The sequence below is a fragment of the Actinophytocola sp. NPDC049390 genome (assembly GCF_044466355.1).
Lineage (GTDB): Bacteria > Actinomycetota > Actinomycetes > Mycobacteriales > Pseudonocardiaceae > Actinophytocola.
Genome location: NZ_JBITMQ010000006.1, coordinates 421035 through 438913 on the forward strand (window position 1 = coordinate 421035; position 17879 = coordinate 438913).

General features: G+C 70.2%; 15 protein-coding genes. 11 read left to right on the top strand and 4 right to left on the bottom strand.

Features of this window, described 5'->3' with window-relative positions:
• The first annotated feature begins 17 nt into the window (after window positions 1–17).
• A complete protein-coding gene (locus ACIBVP_RS20300) occupies window positions 18–1577 on the top strand; it encodes a succinic semialdehyde dehydrogenase (protein WP_396107716.1) in 1560 nt (519 codons plus the stop codon).
• 553 nt (window positions 1578–2130) lie between these two features.
• Here ACIBVP_RS20300 and ACIBVP_RS20305 read toward each other — a convergent pair.
• Window positions 2131–2934 carry an SDR family NAD(P)-dependent oxidoreductase gene (locus ACIBVP_RS20305; protein WP_396107717.1) on the bottom strand — a complete coding sequence of 268 codons (804 nt, stop codon included), beginning with the start codon at window positions 2932–2934 and terminating at the stop codon, window positions 2131–2133.
• Window positions 2935–2945: 11 nt separating this feature from the next.
• Window positions 2946–3533, bottom strand: coding sequence for an ester cyclase (locus tag ACIBVP_RS20310; RefSeq protein WP_396107718.1), 588 nt, complete (start codon window positions 3531–3533; stop codon window positions 2946–2948).
• Between the two features lie 264 nt (window positions 3534–3797).
• Between ACIBVP_RS20310 and ACIBVP_RS20315 the strand changes: the two genes are divergently transcribed.
• From ACIBVP_RS20315 to ACIBVP_RS20360, 10 genes are all read left to right on the top strand, one after another.
• Window positions 3798–4547 (top strand): BTAD domain-containing putative transcriptional regulator, encoded by a 750-nt coding sequence (locus ACIBVP_RS20315; protein ID WP_396107719.1) that lies wholly within the window; start codon window positions 3798–3800, stop codon window positions 4545–4547.
• 56 nt (window positions 4548–4603) lie between these two features.
• Entirely contained in the window at window positions 4604–5080 is a 477-nt protein-coding gene (locus ACIBVP_RS20320; protein WP_396107720.1) for an NUDIX domain-containing protein, read from the top strand.
• 138 nt (window positions 5081–5218) lie between these two features.
• Window positions 5219–6217, top strand: coding sequence for a ketoacyl-ACP synthase III (locus ACIBVP_RS20325; protein ID WP_396107721.1), 999 nt, complete (start codon window positions 5219–5221; stop codon window positions 6215–6217).
• A gap of 7 nt (window positions 6218–6224) precedes the next feature.
• Window positions 6225–7112: a 3-hydroxybutyryl-CoA dehydrogenase gene (locus ACIBVP_RS20330; protein WP_396107722.1), complete on the top strand. Its 888-nt coding sequence runs from the start codon at window positions 6225–6227 to the stop codon at window positions 7110–7112.
• Window positions 7109–7576, top strand: a complete 468-nt coding sequence (locus ACIBVP_RS20335) for a hypothetical protein (RefSeq protein ID WP_396107723.1) — start codon at window positions 7109–7111, stop codon at window positions 7574–7576. Before ACIBVP_RS20330 ends, ACIBVP_RS20335 begins: the two co-directional genes overlap by 4 nt.
• Before the next feature lie 78 nt (window positions 7577–7654).
• The gene (locus ACIBVP_RS20340; protein ID WP_396107724.1) at window positions 7655–10684 is read left to right on the top strand and encodes an amino acid adenylation domain-containing protein; all 3030 of its coding nucleotides are present in this window, start codon (window positions 7655–7657) and stop codon (window positions 10682–10684) included.
• Complete coding sequence (locus ACIBVP_RS20345; RefSeq protein WP_396107725.1) at window positions 10684–11451, top strand: leucyl/phenylalanyl-tRNA--protein transferase; 768 nt, start codon at window positions 10684–10686, stop codon at window positions 11449–11451. Before ACIBVP_RS20340 ends, ACIBVP_RS20345 begins: the two co-directional genes overlap by 1 nt.
• Window positions 11448–12050: a hypothetical protein gene (locus ACIBVP_RS20350; RefSeq protein WP_396107726.1), complete on the top strand. Its 603-nt coding sequence runs from the start codon at window positions 11448–11450 to the stop codon at window positions 12048–12050. Before ACIBVP_RS20345 ends, ACIBVP_RS20350 begins: the two co-directional genes overlap by 4 nt.
• Before the next feature lie 165 nt (window positions 12051–12215).
• Window positions 12216–13262, top strand: coding sequence for a methyltransferase (locus ACIBVP_RS20355; RefSeq protein ID WP_396107727.1), 1047 nt, complete (start codon window positions 12216–12218; stop codon window positions 13260–13262).
• Window positions 13263–13347: 85 nt separating this feature from the next.
• Window positions 13348–14406: a pentapeptide repeat-containing protein gene (locus ACIBVP_RS20360; protein ID WP_396107728.1), complete on the top strand. Its 1059-nt coding sequence runs from the start codon at window positions 13348–13350 to the stop codon at window positions 14404–14406.
• Between the two features lie 6 nt (window positions 14407–14412).
• Here the strand turns inward: ACIBVP_RS20360 and ACIBVP_RS20365 are convergent, their stop codons facing one another.
• Entirely contained in the window at window positions 14413–16113 is a 1701-nt protein-coding gene (locus ACIBVP_RS20365) for an acyl-CoA dehydrogenase family protein (protein ID WP_396107729.1), read from the bottom strand.
• 70 nt (window positions 16114–16183) lie between these two features.
• Window positions 16184–17776, bottom strand: coding sequence for an MFS transporter (locus ACIBVP_RS20370; protein WP_396107730.1), 1593 nt, complete (start codon window positions 17774–17776; stop codon window positions 16184–16186).
• Window positions 17777–17879 lie beyond the last annotated feature (103 nt).

The window sequence follows — 17879 nt, forward strand, 5'->3', positions numbered from 1 at the left end:
CCGGAAGGACGAGACACGTGACCATCTCCATCGACCGGAAGCCGCTGCTTCCCGAGGGGCTGACCAGGCAGCTCGCCAGTCAGCTCACGGGAACCGGGCCGACCGTGACGACGTACGCGCCGTGGACCGGTGAGCCGCTGGTCGACGTGGCCACCTCGACTCCCGCGGATGTGGCGGCCGCGTTCGCGAAGGCGCGGGGCGCGCAGGCCCGCTGGGCGGCCACGACCCCGGCCCAGCGCGCGAAGGTCTTCCTGAAGTACTACAAGCTGGTGCTGCACAACAAGAAGCTGATGGACCTCATCCAGGCGCAGACCGGCAAGGCCCGGTTCACCGCCTTCGAGGAGACCATCGACGTGGCGGGCATGGCGCTGTACTACGCCCGCAACGCGAAGGCGTACCTGTCGCCGCGCAGTCGCAAGGGCGGCATCCCGTTCGCCACGCGCGTCACCGAGCTGCGGCACCCCAAGGGCGTCGTCGCGGTGATCTCGCCGTTCAACTACCCGATCTCGGACGGCATCTGCGACGTCATCCCGGCTCTCATCGCCGGCAACGGTGTCGTCTTCAAGCCGGACACGCAGACCGCGCTGGCTCCGCTGCTGGCCCGTGAGCTGCTGGTCAAGGCGGGCCTGCCCGCGGGACTGTGGCAGATCGTCGTGGGCGAGCCGTCGGAGATCGGCCCGGCGCTGATCGAGGGCGCCGACCACGTGTGCTTCACCGGCGGCAACGAGGCGGGCAGGAAGATCGCGGAGGCCGCGGCGAGCAGGCTCGTCGGCGCCACCATGCAGCTGGGCGGCAAGAACCCGATGCTGGTGTTCCCGGACGCGGACCTGGACAAGGTCATCCCGGCCGCCGCCCGCTCGGGTTTCGTGAGCGGCGGCCAGATGTGCCTGTGCTCCGAGCGGATCTACGTCCACGAGTCGATCTACACGCAGTTCGTGGAGAAGCTCGTGGCCCACACCCGAGACCTGAAACTGGGCCAGGGCTTCGACTTCGACTACGACCTGGGTTCGCTGTCGCACCAGCGCCAGCTGGACAAGGTCGTCCGGCACGTGGACGACGCGGTCGCCCACGGCGCACGCGTGGAGGTCGGCGGCAAGGCCCGCCCGGACCTGGGCCCGTACTTCTACGAGCCGACGGTGCTCACCGGCGTCAACGCGGCCTGCGAGATCGCGACCGAGGAGACCTTCGGCCCGGTCGTGTCGGTGTACCCGTTCCGCGACGAGGACGAGGCACTCCGCCTGGCCAACGCGACGGAGTACGGCCTGAACGCGAGCATCTGGACCAAGGACCTCGGCAAGGCCCACCGCCTGGCAGCACAGATCAAGTCAGGCGCGGTGAACATCAACGAGGGCTACGTGTCGACGCACATCTCCTACGACGCACCGATGGGCGGCCGCAAGGCCTCCGGCTACGGCCGCCGGCACGGCGAGCAGGGCCTGCTCTCGATGTGCGACGTACAGATCGTGGCGAGCCAGCACGGCATCAGCTTCGACCCGAAACCAGGCGTGACCCACGAACAACTGGCCAACCAGAACACAAAGATCTACCAGATCATGAAAACGCTACGCCTGAAGTAACCAGCGACCACACCGAAGGACCCCTTCGTCACCGCAACGCGACGAAGGGGTCCTTCAGCGCATTGCCCTCGGACCATGATCGTCACATTGGGAACGTCACGCCCGGACATGAGCAAGGATCTCCCTTTTCGGCGATCAGACCCGCGAAGCGGGCCCCCAGCCCCGTGCACAAGCCGGGCGCAGCCCACAAAGACGGCCTGCCTGCCCTCCCGTCGACCTGGCGAAGCCCGATCACACCGGGTCAAGGGGCCTGCCCGAAGCACCCCGTGCACGAAACACCGGCCCCTTGACGCGGTGTGATAGCCCGGAGGGAGGTCGATGGGAGGGCAGGCAGGAACCCATCCATGCCAAATCTCAACACGCCCAAATCGTGAGGCCCCCTCCCCGAGACTTGCCCGTCCGGCGAGGACCCCCCGGAGGGCAGCACCCATCCATGCCAAATCTCAACACGCCCGAATCGTGAGGCCCCCTCCCCGAGATCAGCCCGTCCGGCGAGGACAGCACACCAAAAGGGGCCTCCCCAAAGAATGAGGAGGCCCCCCGCGCCCGGTCATCACCGCTTGAGCAGGGCGCCCTTCCGGCGTGCGCCGGTCAGCCACAACATGAAGTGGTTCATCCGAGGAAAGTGCTGACTCGACGTGGACACGAACTTCATCTGCCAAGGCATGATCAACGTCCCACGACGCCGCTCAACCGCACGACAGATCCCCTCGGCCACCTGCGAAGGCGACACAGTAGGCACAATCCGAGCGATCTTCGGCAACTTGTCCTCAGACCCAGGATTGTTCGCGAAGTACGAGCTGCTCACAGTCCCCAGCACAACCTCGGTTGCACCGACACCGGAACCCCGCAGATCACTCTTCAACGCCAGGTCCAACCCACGCAGAGCCCACCGAGCACTGGCATACCCGACAGCCCCAGGCCACACAGCCCGGGACACCCCGGAGTTGACGGTCACGATCCACCCGGCACGCCGGGACAACATCCCCGGCACGAACGCCCGCGTGGTCAGCAAAGCAGCCAGGTAAGGCACCTTGGCCATGTCGACCAACTCCGACGGCGGAGCGTCCTCGATCGACACCCAACGCCCGGACCCGGCACTGTTGACCAGCACATCGACGGAGTGCCCATCGGCCTGCACAGCGGCGGCCAGCTCGGAGACGGCCGACTCGGAACCCACGTCGCACGTGTAGTAGTGCGCCCGGATCCCCAGCTCCTCCGACAGCGCCTTGAGCTTGGTCTCACCCCGGGCCACCAGCAACACCGTGGCACCACGCGCGTGCGCGGCCCGAGCCACGGCCTCGCCGATGCCACTGGACGCCCCGGTGACCAGGACGGTACGGCCGAGCAGTTTCATGATGGCCCCCGTCAGTGGGTGTGGTTCTTGTGGTAACCGCACGCGGGGCACGCGGCCTTCGCGCGCAGGCTGCGCGCACGCAGGTGCTGCACCTTGCTCATGATCTTCGACTGCAGCGTGTCCGGCGGCGGCACGATGCCGAGCTGGCGCGCGGTGTGCAGGCAGTCGTAGATGGTGGTGTTGCTCGCGAGCAGGCCGTCGCGGAAGACCCACTCGTCCACCACGCGGACCGACATCTTCTGCCCGGTCGGTGCCATGTTGGTGAACGGCCAGAACTTGGTCAGCGTGCCGGTCATCGTGTACCGGGCGATGGCGAGCGGCTCGGTCGGCGAGGGGATCGGGTCGCTGACCCTGGTGATCTTCAGGTCCGGGTACGACGTCGCGAACGCGTTGACCAGCTTGATCAGTTCCTTGCGGCCGCGGATCGGCCACGGCACGCTCGGGTCGGTCCACACGATGTCGTCGGTGCACGTGTCGGCAACGGCCTCGGCGTCCAGCGCGTCCCACGCCGCTAGGTTGCGGTCCGCCCATTCCTGCAGGAACGCCGGGTCCAGGCCGCCGGGCTGCTGCTTCTTGGCCCGCGCGATCGGTGTGGCCATGGTTGGTCCTCCTGCCGGCTTCCCGGTCGATTGGCGTGATTTACCGATGTCGTCCAGAATTGTGCGACCGCGCGCTTACCCACGGCCAGTGCGGTGGTTCCTGACTTTGTCCTGATGTGCTCACCGGCCGGGTGTGGGTTCTTCACGTATCCGGTGAACGGGTTCCCTGCCAGTGACCCGCCGTGTGACCATGAATTCCGAATCCGCTATACCAGGGCGAAGTGGTCGGAGTGAATAGCCATGAAGTTTCACTTACTGGGGTCATTGGAAGTCAGTGACGGGGCACGGCGGATCGATCTCGGCGGGGTCAAACAGCGTGCGGTGCTCGGCTATCTCCTCCTGCACGCCAACCAGGTGGTGCCGAACAGCAGGATGCTCAACGCGCTCTGGGACTGCCAGCCGCCGTCGACCGCGCGGAAGATGGTGCAGAACGCGGTGTCCGCGATCCGGCGCATGCTCGCCGCGGCGGGCCCGGACTGCTCGGCGCAGCTGCTCACGCACGCGCCCGGCTACCAGTTGCGCGTGGACCCGGGCGATGTCGACATGCACCAGTTCCGCCGTCTCGTCCACAGTGGACGTGACGCTGTCGCGGCCGGCGCGCCCGACCGTGCCACCACCCTGTTCCGCGACGCGCTGACGCTGTGGCGCGGTCGCGCGCTCGCCGACCTCGTGGAGTCCGGCACCATGTGGTCGGAGCTCTCCGCCATCGAGGACGAGCGGCTCACCGCGCTCGAGGACTGCTTCGACGCCGAGCTGCAGTGCGGCAGGCACCGGGAGATCACCCCCGAGCTGGAGGTGCTGACCGCGGCCGAACCACTGCGCGAGCGGCTGTGCATCCAGTTCATGCTCGCCCTGTACCGCTCCGGCCGCCAGGTCGACGCCCTCAACGTCTACCGCAGGACCAGGGCCGCGCTCGTCGACGGGCTCGGCATCGAGCCGGGGCCCGAGCTGCAGGCGCTGCAGCACATGATCCTGGAGCACGACGCGTCGATCCAGGTCCCCGCCTACGCGTGAGCACGGCGTGCGCCACCGTCCGAACAACCTCCCACCACGAAAGGCAGGGGAGCCACATGGGACAGTCACACGAGCAGGGCACGGCCTTCTCCTGCTACGTCTTCACGAGCGACGCGCGGCTGCTGCTGACGATGCGCGGCCAGGCAAAGCGCACCTGGGCCGGGGTGTGGAGCAACTCATGTCACGGCCACCCCGGTCCGGGTGACTCCATTTCGGACGCCGTGGCGCGGGCACTGCGCGACGAGCTGGGCTTCACCGCCGCCGTCGCCGAGCTGGTGCTACCGCGGTTCCAGCACCCCTCGACCGGCACGTGCCCGGTGTACCGCGTCGTCACCGACGAGCCGCCCCGGCCCGACCCCGCCGAGGTCGGCGACTTCGAGTGGGTGACGTGGGCGGACTTCGTGTACGCGGTGGGCGCGGGGGACCTGCGGGTGGCGCCGTGGTGCCGTCCGCAGGTGGCGGCGCTGACCGCGCTCGGCCCGGACCCGGCGCGGTGGTCCACTGAGGACATCGCGGTGCCGCCGGCGGCGTGAGTTCCACAGCTCGGTAACAAATCCCGGAATCGACCGGTAATTCTCCCGGCCAATTGCCGTGCACCGCCAATGGTTCGCATTGCTCACGGTGCTGGTGGCGATGCACCATCTGACGGGGAAAACAAGCCGGGAGGATCGGTGTCCATCGGAATCATCGGGACTGGGTCGTACCTGCCGGAATGGGTGGTGACCAACGCCGAGCTCGCGCAGCGGGTGCCCGGCACCACCGCCGAGCAGATCGCAGGCAAGACCGACATCCACGCCCGTCGCTTCGCCGCCGCCGCCGAAGCGACCTCGGACCTCGCGGTCGTGGCCGCGGCCCGCGCACTCGAACAGGCCGGCCTCTCGGTCGACCGGATCGACTACCTCATCGTGTCGACGTCGACCGGTGACCACCCGCAACCACCGACGTCCTGCCTCGTGCAGGACCGCATCGGCGCGTACGGCGCCGGCTGCTTCGACGTCAACGCCGTCTGCGCGGGCTTCGTGCATGGGCTGGTGCTGGCGCAGAGCCTGGTCGCGGCCCGGCCGGGGGCGCACGCGCTCGTCGTCGCCGCCGACCTGTACTCACGCATCCTCGACTTCGACGACCGGCGCACCGCGGTGCTGTTCGGTGACGGCGCGGGCGCCGCGGTCGTCGGCGGCGTCGCCGACGACCGCGGGCTCGCCGAGTTCGACCTGGCGAGCCGGGGTGACCGGCACGATGTGATCTGGGTCGACGCGGGCGGCAGCAGGCGCCCCGCGTCGGTGAAGACCCTCGCCGACGGCGGGCACTTCTTCCGGATGAAGGGCAGGGACGTCACCGACATCGTCCTGCACGAGGTGCCGCCGTTCGTGGACAAACTGCTCGCTCGCGCCGGGGTGACCGCGGCCGACGTCGACCACGTCGTGCCCCACCAGGCGAACGGCAAGCTGCTCGGCCAACTCGTCGAGCGGTGCGGGCTGACCGGTGCGAGCACCCACCGCACCGTCGAGAAGTACGGCAACGTCGGCAGCGCGTCGGTACCGGTGACGCTCGACGAGGCCAACCGCGCCGGCCTGCTGGCCGACGGCGACCTGGTCCTGCTGCTCGGTTTCGGCGGCGGGATGTCCATGGGCGCGAGCCTGCTCCGCTGGGCCGCCCCCGCAGGGAAGTGATCTCACCATGAACAGGATTCGACGCGTCGGCATCGTGGGATGCGGCGTCATGGGCGCCGGGCTCGCCGAGGTGTGCGCCCGCGCCGGGCTCGACGTGCTGGTCGCGGTGTCGCGGCCGGGCCGGGAGGCCGACGGCAGGAGCAAGGTGGCCGGTTCGCTGGACCGGCAGCTGCGCAAGGGAAAGATCACCGAGGACGACCGTGACGCGGCACTCGCGCGCGTGTCGTTCACCGCCGATCTCACCGACTTCGCCGACCGGCAGTTCGTCATCGAGGCCGGGCCCGAGCAGGAGTCGGTCAAGCTGGACGTGTTCGCCACGCTCGACAAGGTCGTCGCCGACGACGACGCGATCCTCGGCTCCAACACCTCGTCGTTCCCGATCATCCAGCTGGGACGCGTCACCGACCGGCCCGGCAAGGTGGTCGGCACGCACTTCTTCAACCCGGTCACCGTGTTACCGCTCGTGGAGCTGGTCGGCTCGGTGCTCACCGAGGAGAGCACGGTCGCGACCGCGGAGACGTTCGTGACCGACGTGCTCGGCAAGCAGGTCGTGCGCACCAAGGACCGGTCCGGTTTCGTGGTGAACGCGCTGCTGATCCCGTACCTGCTGTCCGCGATACGGGTCTACGAGTCGGGTATCGCGTCCATGGCGGACATCGACAAGGCGATGAAGCTCGGCTGCGCCCACCCGATGGGCCCGTTCGGGCTGAGTGACCTCATCGGACTGGACATCGTCCAGGCGATCAGCGAGTCGCTCTACAACGAGTACCGCGAACCGCACTACTCGCCGCCGCCGCTGCTGGCGCGCATGGTGTCGGCCGGTCTGCTCGGCAAGAAGACGGGGCGTGGGTTCTACGACTACACCGTGCGCGAGGAAGTGAGGGCAGCGGCGTGAGTGTCATGGATTTCGCGGACTATCGGTTGCGGATGCGTGCGGGTGCGCCCGGACGCTCGCAGCGTTCCTACTACCTAGTCGGCCTGACACAAGGGGTCCGCCGCGGTGTGCGTGCGGCGGCCGCCGAACCACGCAGGCGGCTCGCCGGGGCTATCCTGGCGCGCAACCCGCGTGCGGTCGTGCACGACCCGGTCGACTCGTGGCTGCGCACGGAGACGCAGGTGCCCGCCGAGTTCCACCGCCTGACCGGGCTCGCCGGTGCCAGCGACGTGTGCGTCGCCTGGCTGCCGGACTCCGACAGCGCCGCCGACGCGGTGGCCGAGATCCAGGCCGCACACCGGGGTGGGGCCACCGTCGTCGTGATCACGGGTGAGACGGACGACTTCGTGGTCCGTGCGTTCGCCACCGTCGTACTACCCGATCTGGACGCGTTCACGGACTGGCTCCACGCGCAGGCGGCGTGAGGGGAAGAGTCAAGGTCATTTCATGGCCGACATGAAAACCTCATAGTGCGCCACATGGATTCGTACCAAAGGGGTCACATGAACATCCGTCGGCAGCCGTATGTCCATGAACTGTTCGCAGCGCGCGCCGCAGAGCGCCCGGACGGCATCGCGGTCGTGTCCGGCGACCAGCGGATCACCTACGCGGAGCTGGCCGAGCGCGCCGGTCAGCTCGCGCACTACCTGCGCCACAACGGAACCGGGCCCGGCTCGGTCGTGATGGTCCACATGGAACGGTCCATCGACACGATCGTCGCCGTGCTCGGCATCCTCGCCGCGGGCGGGGTCTACTTACCGGTCGAACCCGGGGCGCCGGAAGGCAGACTCCGCGGGTTCGCCGAGCAGACCGGCTGCGGCACCGTCATCACCCAGGCGAAGGACGCGCACCGCGTCACCGCGTTCGCCGACCTCGCGGTCAGCGCGGAGGCCGGTGCCGCTGGTGGCTTCCCGCCGTTCGCGCCGGACGTGCACGTGTCCGATGTGGACCCCGCGTACGTCATCTACACGTCCGGCTCGACCGGCACCCCCAAGGGCGTGGTGGTCGACCACGGATCCCTCGCCTACGTCATCGCCGAGCTCGTGGCGTACTACGGGATCACGCCGGACGACAACGTGCTGCAGTTCGGCGCGCTGTCGTTCGACACCTCCATCGAGCAGATCATGGTGACCCTGACCGCCGGCGCCACGCTCGTGCTGCCGGACATGGCGTGGGCGCCGAGCGAGCTGCCGGACCGGCTGCGCCGCCACGGCGTCACGGTCATGGATCTCACGCCCGCGTACTGGCGGCGGTTCCTCACCGAGTTCGCCGCCCGCCCGGCCGACCTGCCGCTGCGTCTGTCCATCGTGGGCGGTGAGGCGGTGCGCGCCGAGGACTGCCGCACCGCGCTGGAGCTGATGCCCGGCGTGCGGCTCGTCAACGCCTACGGCCTCACCGAGACCACGATCACCTCGTGTGTCGTGGACCTGACCGCCGACATCCTCCGGGCCCGCGGCGCCGCCCCGGTCGGGCCGCCGCTGCCGGGCACCACCGTGCACGTCCTGGACGAGTCCCTGCGGCCGGTGCCGCCGGGGGAGCGCGGCGAGATCTGCATCGGTGGCCGTGGTGTCGCGCGGTACCTGAACGCGGACGTCCGCGCCCGCGACCGGTACGTCGACAACCCGTTCGGGGACGGCCGCCTGTACCGCACGGGCGACCTCGGTGCGTGGACGCCGGAGGGGAACCTCGAGGTCGTCGGCCGCATCGACCGGCAGCTGAAGATCCGCGGCTTCCGCGTCGAACCCGGCGAGGTCGAGGCGGCGCTCGCCGCGCACGAGCTGGTCGACGGCGTCGCGGTGACCGACTACGAGCAGAACGGCCAGCGCAGGCTCGCCGCGTACTACACGGTGCCGCCCGGCGCCACGCTGGACGCCGGGGACCTGAAGGAGTTCGCCGGCCGGTTCCTGCCGCACTACCTGGTGCCGTCGGCGTTCGTGGCGCTGCCCGAGCTGCCGTTGAAGACCAACGGCAAGGTCGACCTCACCGCCCTGCCCGTCCCGGAGACGGCGGCGGCGTCCGGCGGGGACGACACCGACGACGCCACTGTCGTCAACCTCTTCGAACGCGGCGTCGCACGGCTGTGGTGCCAGGTGCTGGAACGCGACAAGGTCGGCCCGGGAGACAACTTCTTCGCGCTCGGCGGCAACTCGATCCTCGCCGCCGAACTGCTCGCCAAGGTACGTGGCACGTTCGGCGTGATGATCACGCAGGTGCGCCCGCTGATCCGGCTGCTGCTCGAGGACGCGTCGCTGCGCTCCTTCGCGCACGCCGTGCAGGCCGCCAGGGCGGGCACGCTGCCCGGCGACGACACCCGCAAGCGCGTGGACTTCGCCGCCGAGTCCGAGCTGGACGTCCCGATCAGCGCCGTCGCACCGGACACCCCGGACTGGCAGGACCCCAAGCACGTCCTCCTCACCGGGGCCACCGGCTTCCTCGGCACCTACCTGCTGCGCGAGCTGCTGACCACCACGGACGCGGTGGTGCACTGCCTCGTGCGTGCCGACGACGCGGACACCGCGATGGCGCGCCTGCAGTCCGCCGCCACCCATTACTACAAGGACGACCTCGCCGCGCACCGCCTGGCGGGCCGCGTCGTGGCCCTCCCGGGTGACCTCGCCAAGCCCGGCCTCGGACTGTCCGACGAGGACTTCGACCGGCTGGCCCGCACCGTCGACGTGATCCACCACCCCGGCGGGCTCGTAAACTTCATCTACCCGTACTCGCACATGCGCCCCGCGAACGTCGAGGGCACCCGCGAGATCATCCGCATGGCCGCCCGGTACCGCAACACCCCGGTCCACTACACGTCCACGATGGCCGTGGTCGCGGGCTTCGGCACCGCGGGCGTGCGGCACGTCGACGAGGACACCCCGCTCGCCCACGCCGACCACCTGTCGGTCGGGTACGTGGAGAGCAAGTGGGTCGCCGAGGCGTTGCTGCTCAAGGCGGCCGAGCAGGGGCTGCCGGTGGCGATCTACCGCGCCGCCGACATCTCCGGCGACCGGGTGACCGGGGCGTGGAACACGGCGACCGAGATGTGCGCGATGAAGAAGTTCGTCGTGGACTCCGGCACCGCGCCGGTCGCGGAGCTGCCGCTGGACTACACGCCGGTCGACGTGTTCGCCGCCGCGGTCGCCCACATCGCGGCGACGACGCTGCCGCGCGGGGACGTCTACCACCTCACCAACCCCGGCAAGGTCAACATCGCCGACCTGGTGGCCAGGATGCGGGCGCGGGGCCACGAGATCCGCGAGGTGTCGTGGCAGGAGTGGCTCGACGAGCTGGTGAAGCTTGCCGTGGAACACCCCGAGCACCCGATGACCCCGTTCGCGCCGCTGTTCATCGACCGCTGCGCCACCGGCGAGATGAGCGTCGCGGAGATGTACCTGGAGGACACGTTCCCGGTGTTCAGCCGCACGAACGTGGAGAACGCGCTGGCGGGCAGCGGCATCGTCATCCCGCCGGTCGACGCCGCCATGCTCGACAGCTATCTCGACTACCTGACCGACATCGACTTCCTGCGAGCCGCGTGATGGACGCCAACCTTCGCACCGCGACCCCGTGGCAGGCGCTCGACCTCACCGGCGCGCCCGCCGACGGCCCGGTCGCCTTCCACGACGACCTCAGCCCGGAGACCCTCCTCGAGGCATACCGGCACGGGCTCTACCCGTTCCCCGCCGACACCGAGGAACAGAAGATCATCAGCGAGATCGGCTACGAGGGCCGGGTGCCCGTGCTGGGCGAGAGCGCCGACCCGTACGCGGTCGCGTGGTGCTCGCCCGACCCGCGGCCGGTGATCCTCGTCGACGAGATCCGCCTCCAGCGCAGCCTGCGCAAGCAGCTGCGGAACAAGGTGGAGTGGACCACCACGGTGGACGCCTGCTTCGGCCGGGTGGTGCGGCAGTGCCGCGTCGGCCGCGAACCGAAGTGGCTCACCGACCGGCTGGTCGCGGGCCTGGAGAAGCTGCACGAGGCCGGGCACGCACACAGCGTGGAGGTGTGGGACGGCGACGAGCTGGTCGGTGGCACGTTCGGCGTGCGCATCGGCGGCGTGTTCTCCGCCGACTCGCAGTTCACGCTCGCGAGCGGCGCGTCGAAGGTGGCGATCGCGTGCCTCGTGCGGCGGGTCGCGGAGAGCGGCGGCGTCGCGGTCGACGTACAGCGCGACGGCGACCACGCCCGCCTGCTCGGCGCGGTGCCGGTGTCCAGGGCCGACTACCTGACGCTGCTGGCCGAACACCGGGACGCCGCGACCGCGATGCCCGCGGAGCCGTTGCCCGCGCGGGAGCTGGCGGCATGACCACCGTCGAGACGCTTCGGGTCGCCACCCTCGCCGAACGGCCGGACCTCACCGACGCCGTGCTCGGCATGGAGTCGACGTGGCCCGCCAACATCCGGCCCGACCCGATGGTGATCGGCTGGGCGTTCGACCGCCACGCCGCGCACCAGCTCGTGGTGCTGGACGGCGACGAGGTGGTCGCGCGGGCGGCGACCGTGCCGTGCCACTGGGACGGTGACCCGGCGTCGCTGCCCGACACCGGCTGGGACGAGGCGCTCCGGACGTCCATGATGGACACCTACGACGGCCGACCGCTGAACACGCTGTGCGCGCTGGAAGTCGCGGTGGTGCCGGGCAGCGGTCGCGGCACCTGTCCGGCCGCACACTCGCCGCGGTCGCCGACAACGCGCGCAGGCACGGGTTCGGTGACGTGGTGGTGCCGGTGCGGCCGGGAAACACCTGGATCCGCACGTGGCCATGACGGCGTACGCGGCACGCACACGCGAGGACGGTCTGCCAGAGGACCCGCGGTTGCGTGTGCACGTGCGGGAGGGCGGGCAGATCCTCGGGGTGTGCCCGGTCTCGATGACGATCTCCGGCAGCCTCGCCCAGTGGCGTGACTGGACCGGTCTTCCGTTCGACACCAGCGGTCCGGTGGCAGTGCCGGGTGCGCTGAACCCGGTCGAGGTCAGCGTGGAGCACGACCGCGCTGTCCACGTCGAACCCAACGTGTGGGTTCGGCACCGGTTGGTTCCCTGACGATTCCTAGTGGAAGGTGCTCCACCATGACCAGCACGGTACCTGTCAGCTCAGCGGAGAAGATGCGGCTGCGTGCCGCGCTGATCGAGAAGATCGGCGGCTACATGCACGCGCACGCGCTCGGCCTCGCCGCGGAGCTGAAGCTCGCCGACCTCATCCACTCCGGTGTGGACACCAGCGCGGCGCTCGCCGAGGCGACCGGCACGCACGAGCCGTCGCTGCGGCGGCTGCTGCGCCTGCTCGCCGCGGTCGGACTCACCACCGAGCCGTCGCCGGGCACGTTCGGCCTGACCGAGGTCGGCGACCTGCTGCGGTCCGACTCGCCGGACTCGCTGTACGCGTTCACCAGGATGTTCACGCACGAGTCGCACTTCAGCGCGTGGCAGGGGCTCGCCCACGCCGTGCGGACCGGTGAGTCCGCGTGGGACCACGTGTTCGGCAAGAACATCTACGCGTACCTCGCCGACCTGCCGGCGCTGTCCGAGCTGTTCAACGTGGCCATGAGCCAGGAGTCGCGGATCGCGGCGGGGCACATCGCGGCTGCCTACGACTTCTCGGGTGTGCGCAAGGTCGTCGACATCGGGGGCGGGGACGGGACGCTGGTGTCGGCGATTCTGCGTGCCAACCCGGGGCCGTCCGGGGTGGTTTTCGACAGTCCTGCCGGTGTGGCGCAGGCCGCTGACGTGCTGGCCGCCGCGGGCCTCGCCGACCGCACCGAGGTGGTGGCCGGGGACTTCTTCTCGTCCGTGCCCGACGGGGGTGACCTGTACATCATCAAGAGTGTGTTCCAGGACTGGGATGACTCGCCCGCCAAGGCGATCCTGCGGACGGTTCGTGCGCACGTTCCGGCGGACGCCACGTTGTTGATCGTGGGGTCGGTGTTGCCGGAGACCGCGGCGCCCGGGGAGCCGATTCCGTTCTACACCGACATGAACATGTTGGTGAACTCCGGTGGGCGGGAGCGGACGGAGAGCCACTTCCGGGCTCTGCTCGCGGAGGCCGGGTTCGCGGTGGAGTCGGTGGCGCTGAAGGCGGCCGGGCCGTTGTCGATCATCAAGGCCAATCCGGTGTAGACCTCGCTGAAAGGCCGGCCGGTCGGGGACGTGTCCCGGCCGGCCGGTCGCGTTACGCCGGACCGTCCCGAAGCGACTACAGGGTGTGGACGAGCCCCTTCTCCGCGCCGCGCTGACGGCACGGGAACGACGTCTCCGGCACGCCTGGCGGCGTCGGGCGGCCGTGTGGGCGCTCGTCGCGCTGGCGGTCGCGGCGACCGGGTGGCAGCTGGTCCGGCTCGGGATGGTGCCGTCGTGGACCGTCGTCGGCCGGTGGTGGCCCGCGCTGGTGGCGCTCGCCGCGCTGGTCGTCGCGGGTGTGCTGTGGTCACGAACCCGTTCGTCGCCCACCCCGCTCACCGGGGAGGGCCGCTGGTCGCGGATCGGCGGGATGGTCACCACGGTCACCGCCGTCGGCGCACTGGTGTTCACCGCGATCTCCCTCGAGGCGACCCGCGACCAGATCGACGTGGCACGCGAGGGCCAGATCACCGATCGGTTCACCCGCGCCATCGACCAGTTGAGCGCCGAGGGGTCGTCGAACATGCACCGGCGTCTCGGTGGCATCTACGCACTGGAGCGGATCGCGGTCGACTCCGCGCGCGACCAGGCCACGATGGTCGAGGTCCTGTCCGCGTTCCTGCGTTCCACCAGCCCGAGGGCGCCGGGCAAGCCGTGTGGGGAGACCCGGGCGGACGTCGCGGCCGCGTTCGCCGTGCTGGCCCGCCGTGACGTGTCCAGCGATCCCAGGTCCCAGGTGATCGACCTGCGGAACCTCTGCCTGCGGAAGGTGCGGGCGGTGCGCGGCGACGTGAGCCGCATGTCGATGATCGGCTCGGACCTGACCGGCGCGAACTTCGCCGAGGCACGGTTCGGGCTGACGTCCCTGTCGAGGGCCACGCTGTCCGGGGTGTACCTGTTCGCGGCGGACATGACCGCGGGCTTCGTCTGGGCCGACGACGCCGACTTCACCGGCGCCTATCTTGGCTACGCCAAGCTGGGCAGCACCGAGTTCTCCGGTTCGACCTTCGTCGGCGCGAACTTCGAGGGCACCGACATGGGCCACGCCGACTTCACCGGCGCGAACCTCACCGACGCCACGCACAACCCCCGCACCCGCGCGGCCGGCGCACGCAAGGGCGGCACGACCGGCGCCTGGTGGTGAACTCGTTCACGCTACCCGGCGGTGCAGGTTCTCGTGCTGGGACGGGCCCGGGGGTGGGTCCGCGATCCACGGGCCCTCGATCGACGGGTCCAGGATTCCTTCCTCCAGCCACCTGTACCGGTCCGCGAGCACGCCCGTGCTCAGTGCGCGGTCGTGGTCGTCGGTGTTGGCCCACAGGCGGCCGAACAGTTCGGCTACGCGCAGCCGGGACTGGTGGCAGAACGCGTCCGCCAGTGCCACGGCCGTCTCCGCGCGGGTCTTCGCGTACACGCAGCTCACGCTCATCGCGTACAGCTCGGCCGTGATGTCCACCAGGCGGCCAAGGAACAGTTGGCGCTGCGGGAGGTCGTCGGCCCAGCGGGAGCGACCGTGGGCGACGTGCTGGGCGACGTTGCGGCAGGTGCGCTCCACGAACCGCAGGTGTGCCGCCAGCGGGCCGAAGTCGTCCAGCGCCGCCGGTTCCGCCGGTGCCACCGCGGACTCCGGGACCTCGAGGGCCTCCGCCGCGATGAAGCCGCGCAGTGCCTCGGTGGAACCGTCGAAGATGCGGCCGACGCGCAGGTCGCGGAGCAGTTGCTCCACCGGGACGCCGCGCTCGCCGCGGGCGGCGGCCGACGCCGCGGTCTCGAAGCCGCGGCCGCCGCGGATCTGCAGCAGCTCGTCGGCCACCTGCCACGCCTTCTCCGACGCGAACAGCTTCGCCAGCTCGGCTTCCATGTGCGTGTTGGCGCCGTTGTCGGCGTGCCTGCCCGTGATCTCGACGATCGCCTCCAGTGCGAACGCGGTCGCGGCGATGAACGAGATCTTCGCGGCCACCGCTTCGTGTTCGCCGATGGGGCGGTCCCACTGGACCCGCACCCGCGACCACTCGCGTGCGATCTTCAGGCTCCACTTGGCCGCCGCCGCGCACACCGAGGGGAGCGACAGCCTGCCGGTGTCCTGCGCGGCGAGCGCCACCTCCAGGCCCTTGCCCTCGTCCCCGATCCGGTGGCTCGCGGGCACGACCACGTCGTGCAGCCGCACCACCCCGTTCTCCAGTCCGCGCAGACCGAGGAACTCACCGCGGTGCTCGACCGTCACTCCGGGGGAGCGGGCCTCGACGACGAACGCGGTCATGCCCGCCTCCGGCACCATCGCCATGACGACGATCAGGTCCGCGAGCACCCCGTTGGTGACCCACGACTTCACCCCGTTCAGCGTGTACGACCCGGCCGGGCCGGGCACGGCCGTGGTGCGCATGCGGAACGGGTCGTTGCCGATGTCGGGTTCGGTCAGCGTGAACGCGGAGATCTCCCGCGCGCACCGGGGCAGGAACTCCCGCTTCTGCTCGTCGGTGCCGAACAGGAGGACGGGCTGCGGCAGGCCGATCGCCTGGTGTGCGGCCAGCAGCTCGCCGAGCGCGGAGTGCGTCGTGTTCACGACCTGCAGCGCGCGCAGATAACAGAGCCCCGGCAGGCCGAGACCGCCGTACTCCCGCGGGATCTTGATGCGGAACGCGCCGATGTCCTTCAGCCCGGCGATCACCTCGTCGGGGATCCGGCCGTCGCGTTCGATCAGCGCGCCGTCGACCTTGCCGGTGCAGAAGTCGCGCAGTCGCGCGAGGAACGCCTCGCTGTCCGCGTCGAGTCCGGGGAACGGGCCGGGTACCGGGTCGAGCAGGTCCGGGCGGAACCGGCCACCGAACAGCTCCCCGCCGAAACTCTCCACAGCAGACCTCCGCGTGCCGGTCGAACGAGAAGGCCGGGTGGCCCATCGCTGGACCACCCGGCCGGATTCCTTACGCTGTCTCGACTTCCTTCTCGGGAGCCTGCTCCTCGGCCGTCTCCTCGGCGGCAGAGGGCGCCCCGGTGGGGGGCACCTGGCGCAGCCGGGCGAACGCCAGGGCGGCGCCCACGGCGGCGATGATCGCGGCGACCAGCGCGCCCAGGTTGAGCCCGCTCGTGAACGCCGCACGCGCCGGCTCCAGCACCGTCGTGGCCACGTCCGGGGACAGCCCGCTCGCCGCGTGCACCGCGCCGTCGATGCTGTCCCGCGCCGCGCCCGCCGCCTCGGCGGGCAGGTCACCCGGCAGGGTGTCGGCGATCTCGCCGCGGTACACGGCGACGCCGATGCTGCCGATCAGGGCGATGCCCAGCGAGATGCCGAGGTCGTTCGCCGTGGTCGAGAGACCGGAGGCCGCGCCGGCCTTCTCCGGCGGCACCGCGCCGACGATCAGGTCGGTCGTGAGCGCCATGGCCGGGTTCACCGCCGGGTACAGCACGATGAAGCCCGCGATCAGGAGTGGCAGCCCGGCCGTGCTCTCGACCTGCGTCAGCATCAGGTAGCCGATCACCTGGATGGCGAGACCGGCGCCGATGATGATCCCCGGGCTGACCCGGCGGGCCAGGATCGGCGACACCAGCGACACACCGACCAGCAGCACGGCGGCGGGCAGGATGGCCATGGCGGTCTGCAGCGGGGTCAGGGCCGCGACCAGCTGGAGGTACTGGGTGAACATCAGGTACACGCCACCCATGCCCGCCGCGGCGAGGACGAACACGCCGAGCGCGCCGGACACCGTGCGGTTGGCGAACAGCCGCACGTCGAGCAGTGGTGCGTCGATCCGCAGTTGGCGCACCACGAACCAGGCCCCGAACGCGACACCCGCGGCGATCGTGCCGAGCGCGATGCCGAGCGAGTCGTCCTTGGCGAGGGTCTTGACGCCGTAGATGAACGGCAGGAGCGAGGCCAGCAGCAGGCCGACGGACAGCAGGTCGAGCTTGCTGCCCCAGGAGTCGGTGTGCGCGGGCAGCACCAGCGGCGCGCCGATCACCACGATCGCCATGATCGGCACCGCGACCAGGAACGTCGCCCGCCAGGAGAACGCCTCGAGCAGGACGGCGGACACGATCGGGCCGAGCGTGACGCCCGCGGAGATGCTGGCGGCCCACACGCCGATCGCGAGGCCGCGCTGCTTCGCGTTGTGGAACATGGAGAAGATCAGGCCGAGCGTGGACGGCATCTGCGTCGCGGCGGCCACACCGAGGACCGCGCGCCACAGGATCATCAGCGTGGGGTCGTCGGTGAACGCGGCCAGGATCGACACGACCCCGAACACCGCGGCACCGATGATCAGCAGGCGCCTGCGGCCGATCTTGTCGGCCAGCGTGCCCATGGCGACGAGGAAGCCGGCCATGGTGAAGCCGTAGATGTCGAGGATCCACAGCAGTTCGGTGCTGCTCGGGTTGACGTCCCTGGCGATGTGCGGAATGGCCAGGAACAGGATCGTCAGCATCATGAACAGGAGCAGGGAGGGAAGTACCAGCAGGCCCAGTCCCAGCCATTCCCTGCGACCGGCTCGCGGCCCGGACGACGTGTTCGCAGAGGACATCGGTGTTCCCTAATCAGTTCTGAGAGTGAGCCGTCCGGCACACTCTTGGTCGGTAGCCGCCCGGTTGGTGAGCACTCGGTGTTCCTGGACGTTGAGTCCTGAC

Bases quoted from the DNA above. Each gene is read 5' to 3' on its own strand.
- ACIBVP_RS20340 (WP_396107724.1), top strand. From the start codon at position 7,655: ATGAACATCCGTCGGCAGCCGTATGTCCATGAACTGTTCGCAGCGCGC.
- ACIBVP_RS20305 (WP_396107717.1), bottom strand. From the start codon at position 2,934: ATGAAACTGCTCGGCCGTACCGTCCTGGTCACCGGGGCGTCCAGTGGC.
- ACIBVP_RS20310 (WP_396107718.1), bottom strand. From the start codon at position 3,533: ATGGCCACACCGATCGCGCGGGCCAAGAAGCAGCAGCCCGGCGGCCTG.
- ACIBVP_RS20330 (WP_396107722.1), top strand. From the start codon at position 6,225: ATGAACAGGATTCGACGCGTCGGCATCGTGGGATGCGGCGTCATGGGC.
- ACIBVP_RS20350 (WP_396107726.1), top strand. From the start codon at position 11,448: ATGACCACCGTCGAGACGCTTCGGGTCGCCACCCTCGCCGAACGGCCG.
- ACIBVP_RS20345 (WP_396107725.1), top strand. From the start codon at position 10,684: ATGGACGCCAACCTTCGCACCGCGACCCCGTGGCAGGCGCTCGACCTC.
- ACIBVP_RS20320 (WP_396107720.1), top strand. From the start codon at position 4,604: ATGGGACAGTCACACGAGCAGGGCACGGCCTTCTCCTGCTACGTCTTC.
- ACIBVP_RS20355 (WP_396107727.1), top strand. From the start codon at position 12,216: ATGACCAGCACGGTACCTGTCAGCTCAGCGGAGAAGATGCGGCTGCGT.
- ACIBVP_RS20370 (WP_396107730.1), bottom strand. From the start codon at position 17,776: ATGTCCTCTGCGAACACGTCGTCCGGGCCGCGAGCCGGTCGCAGGGAA.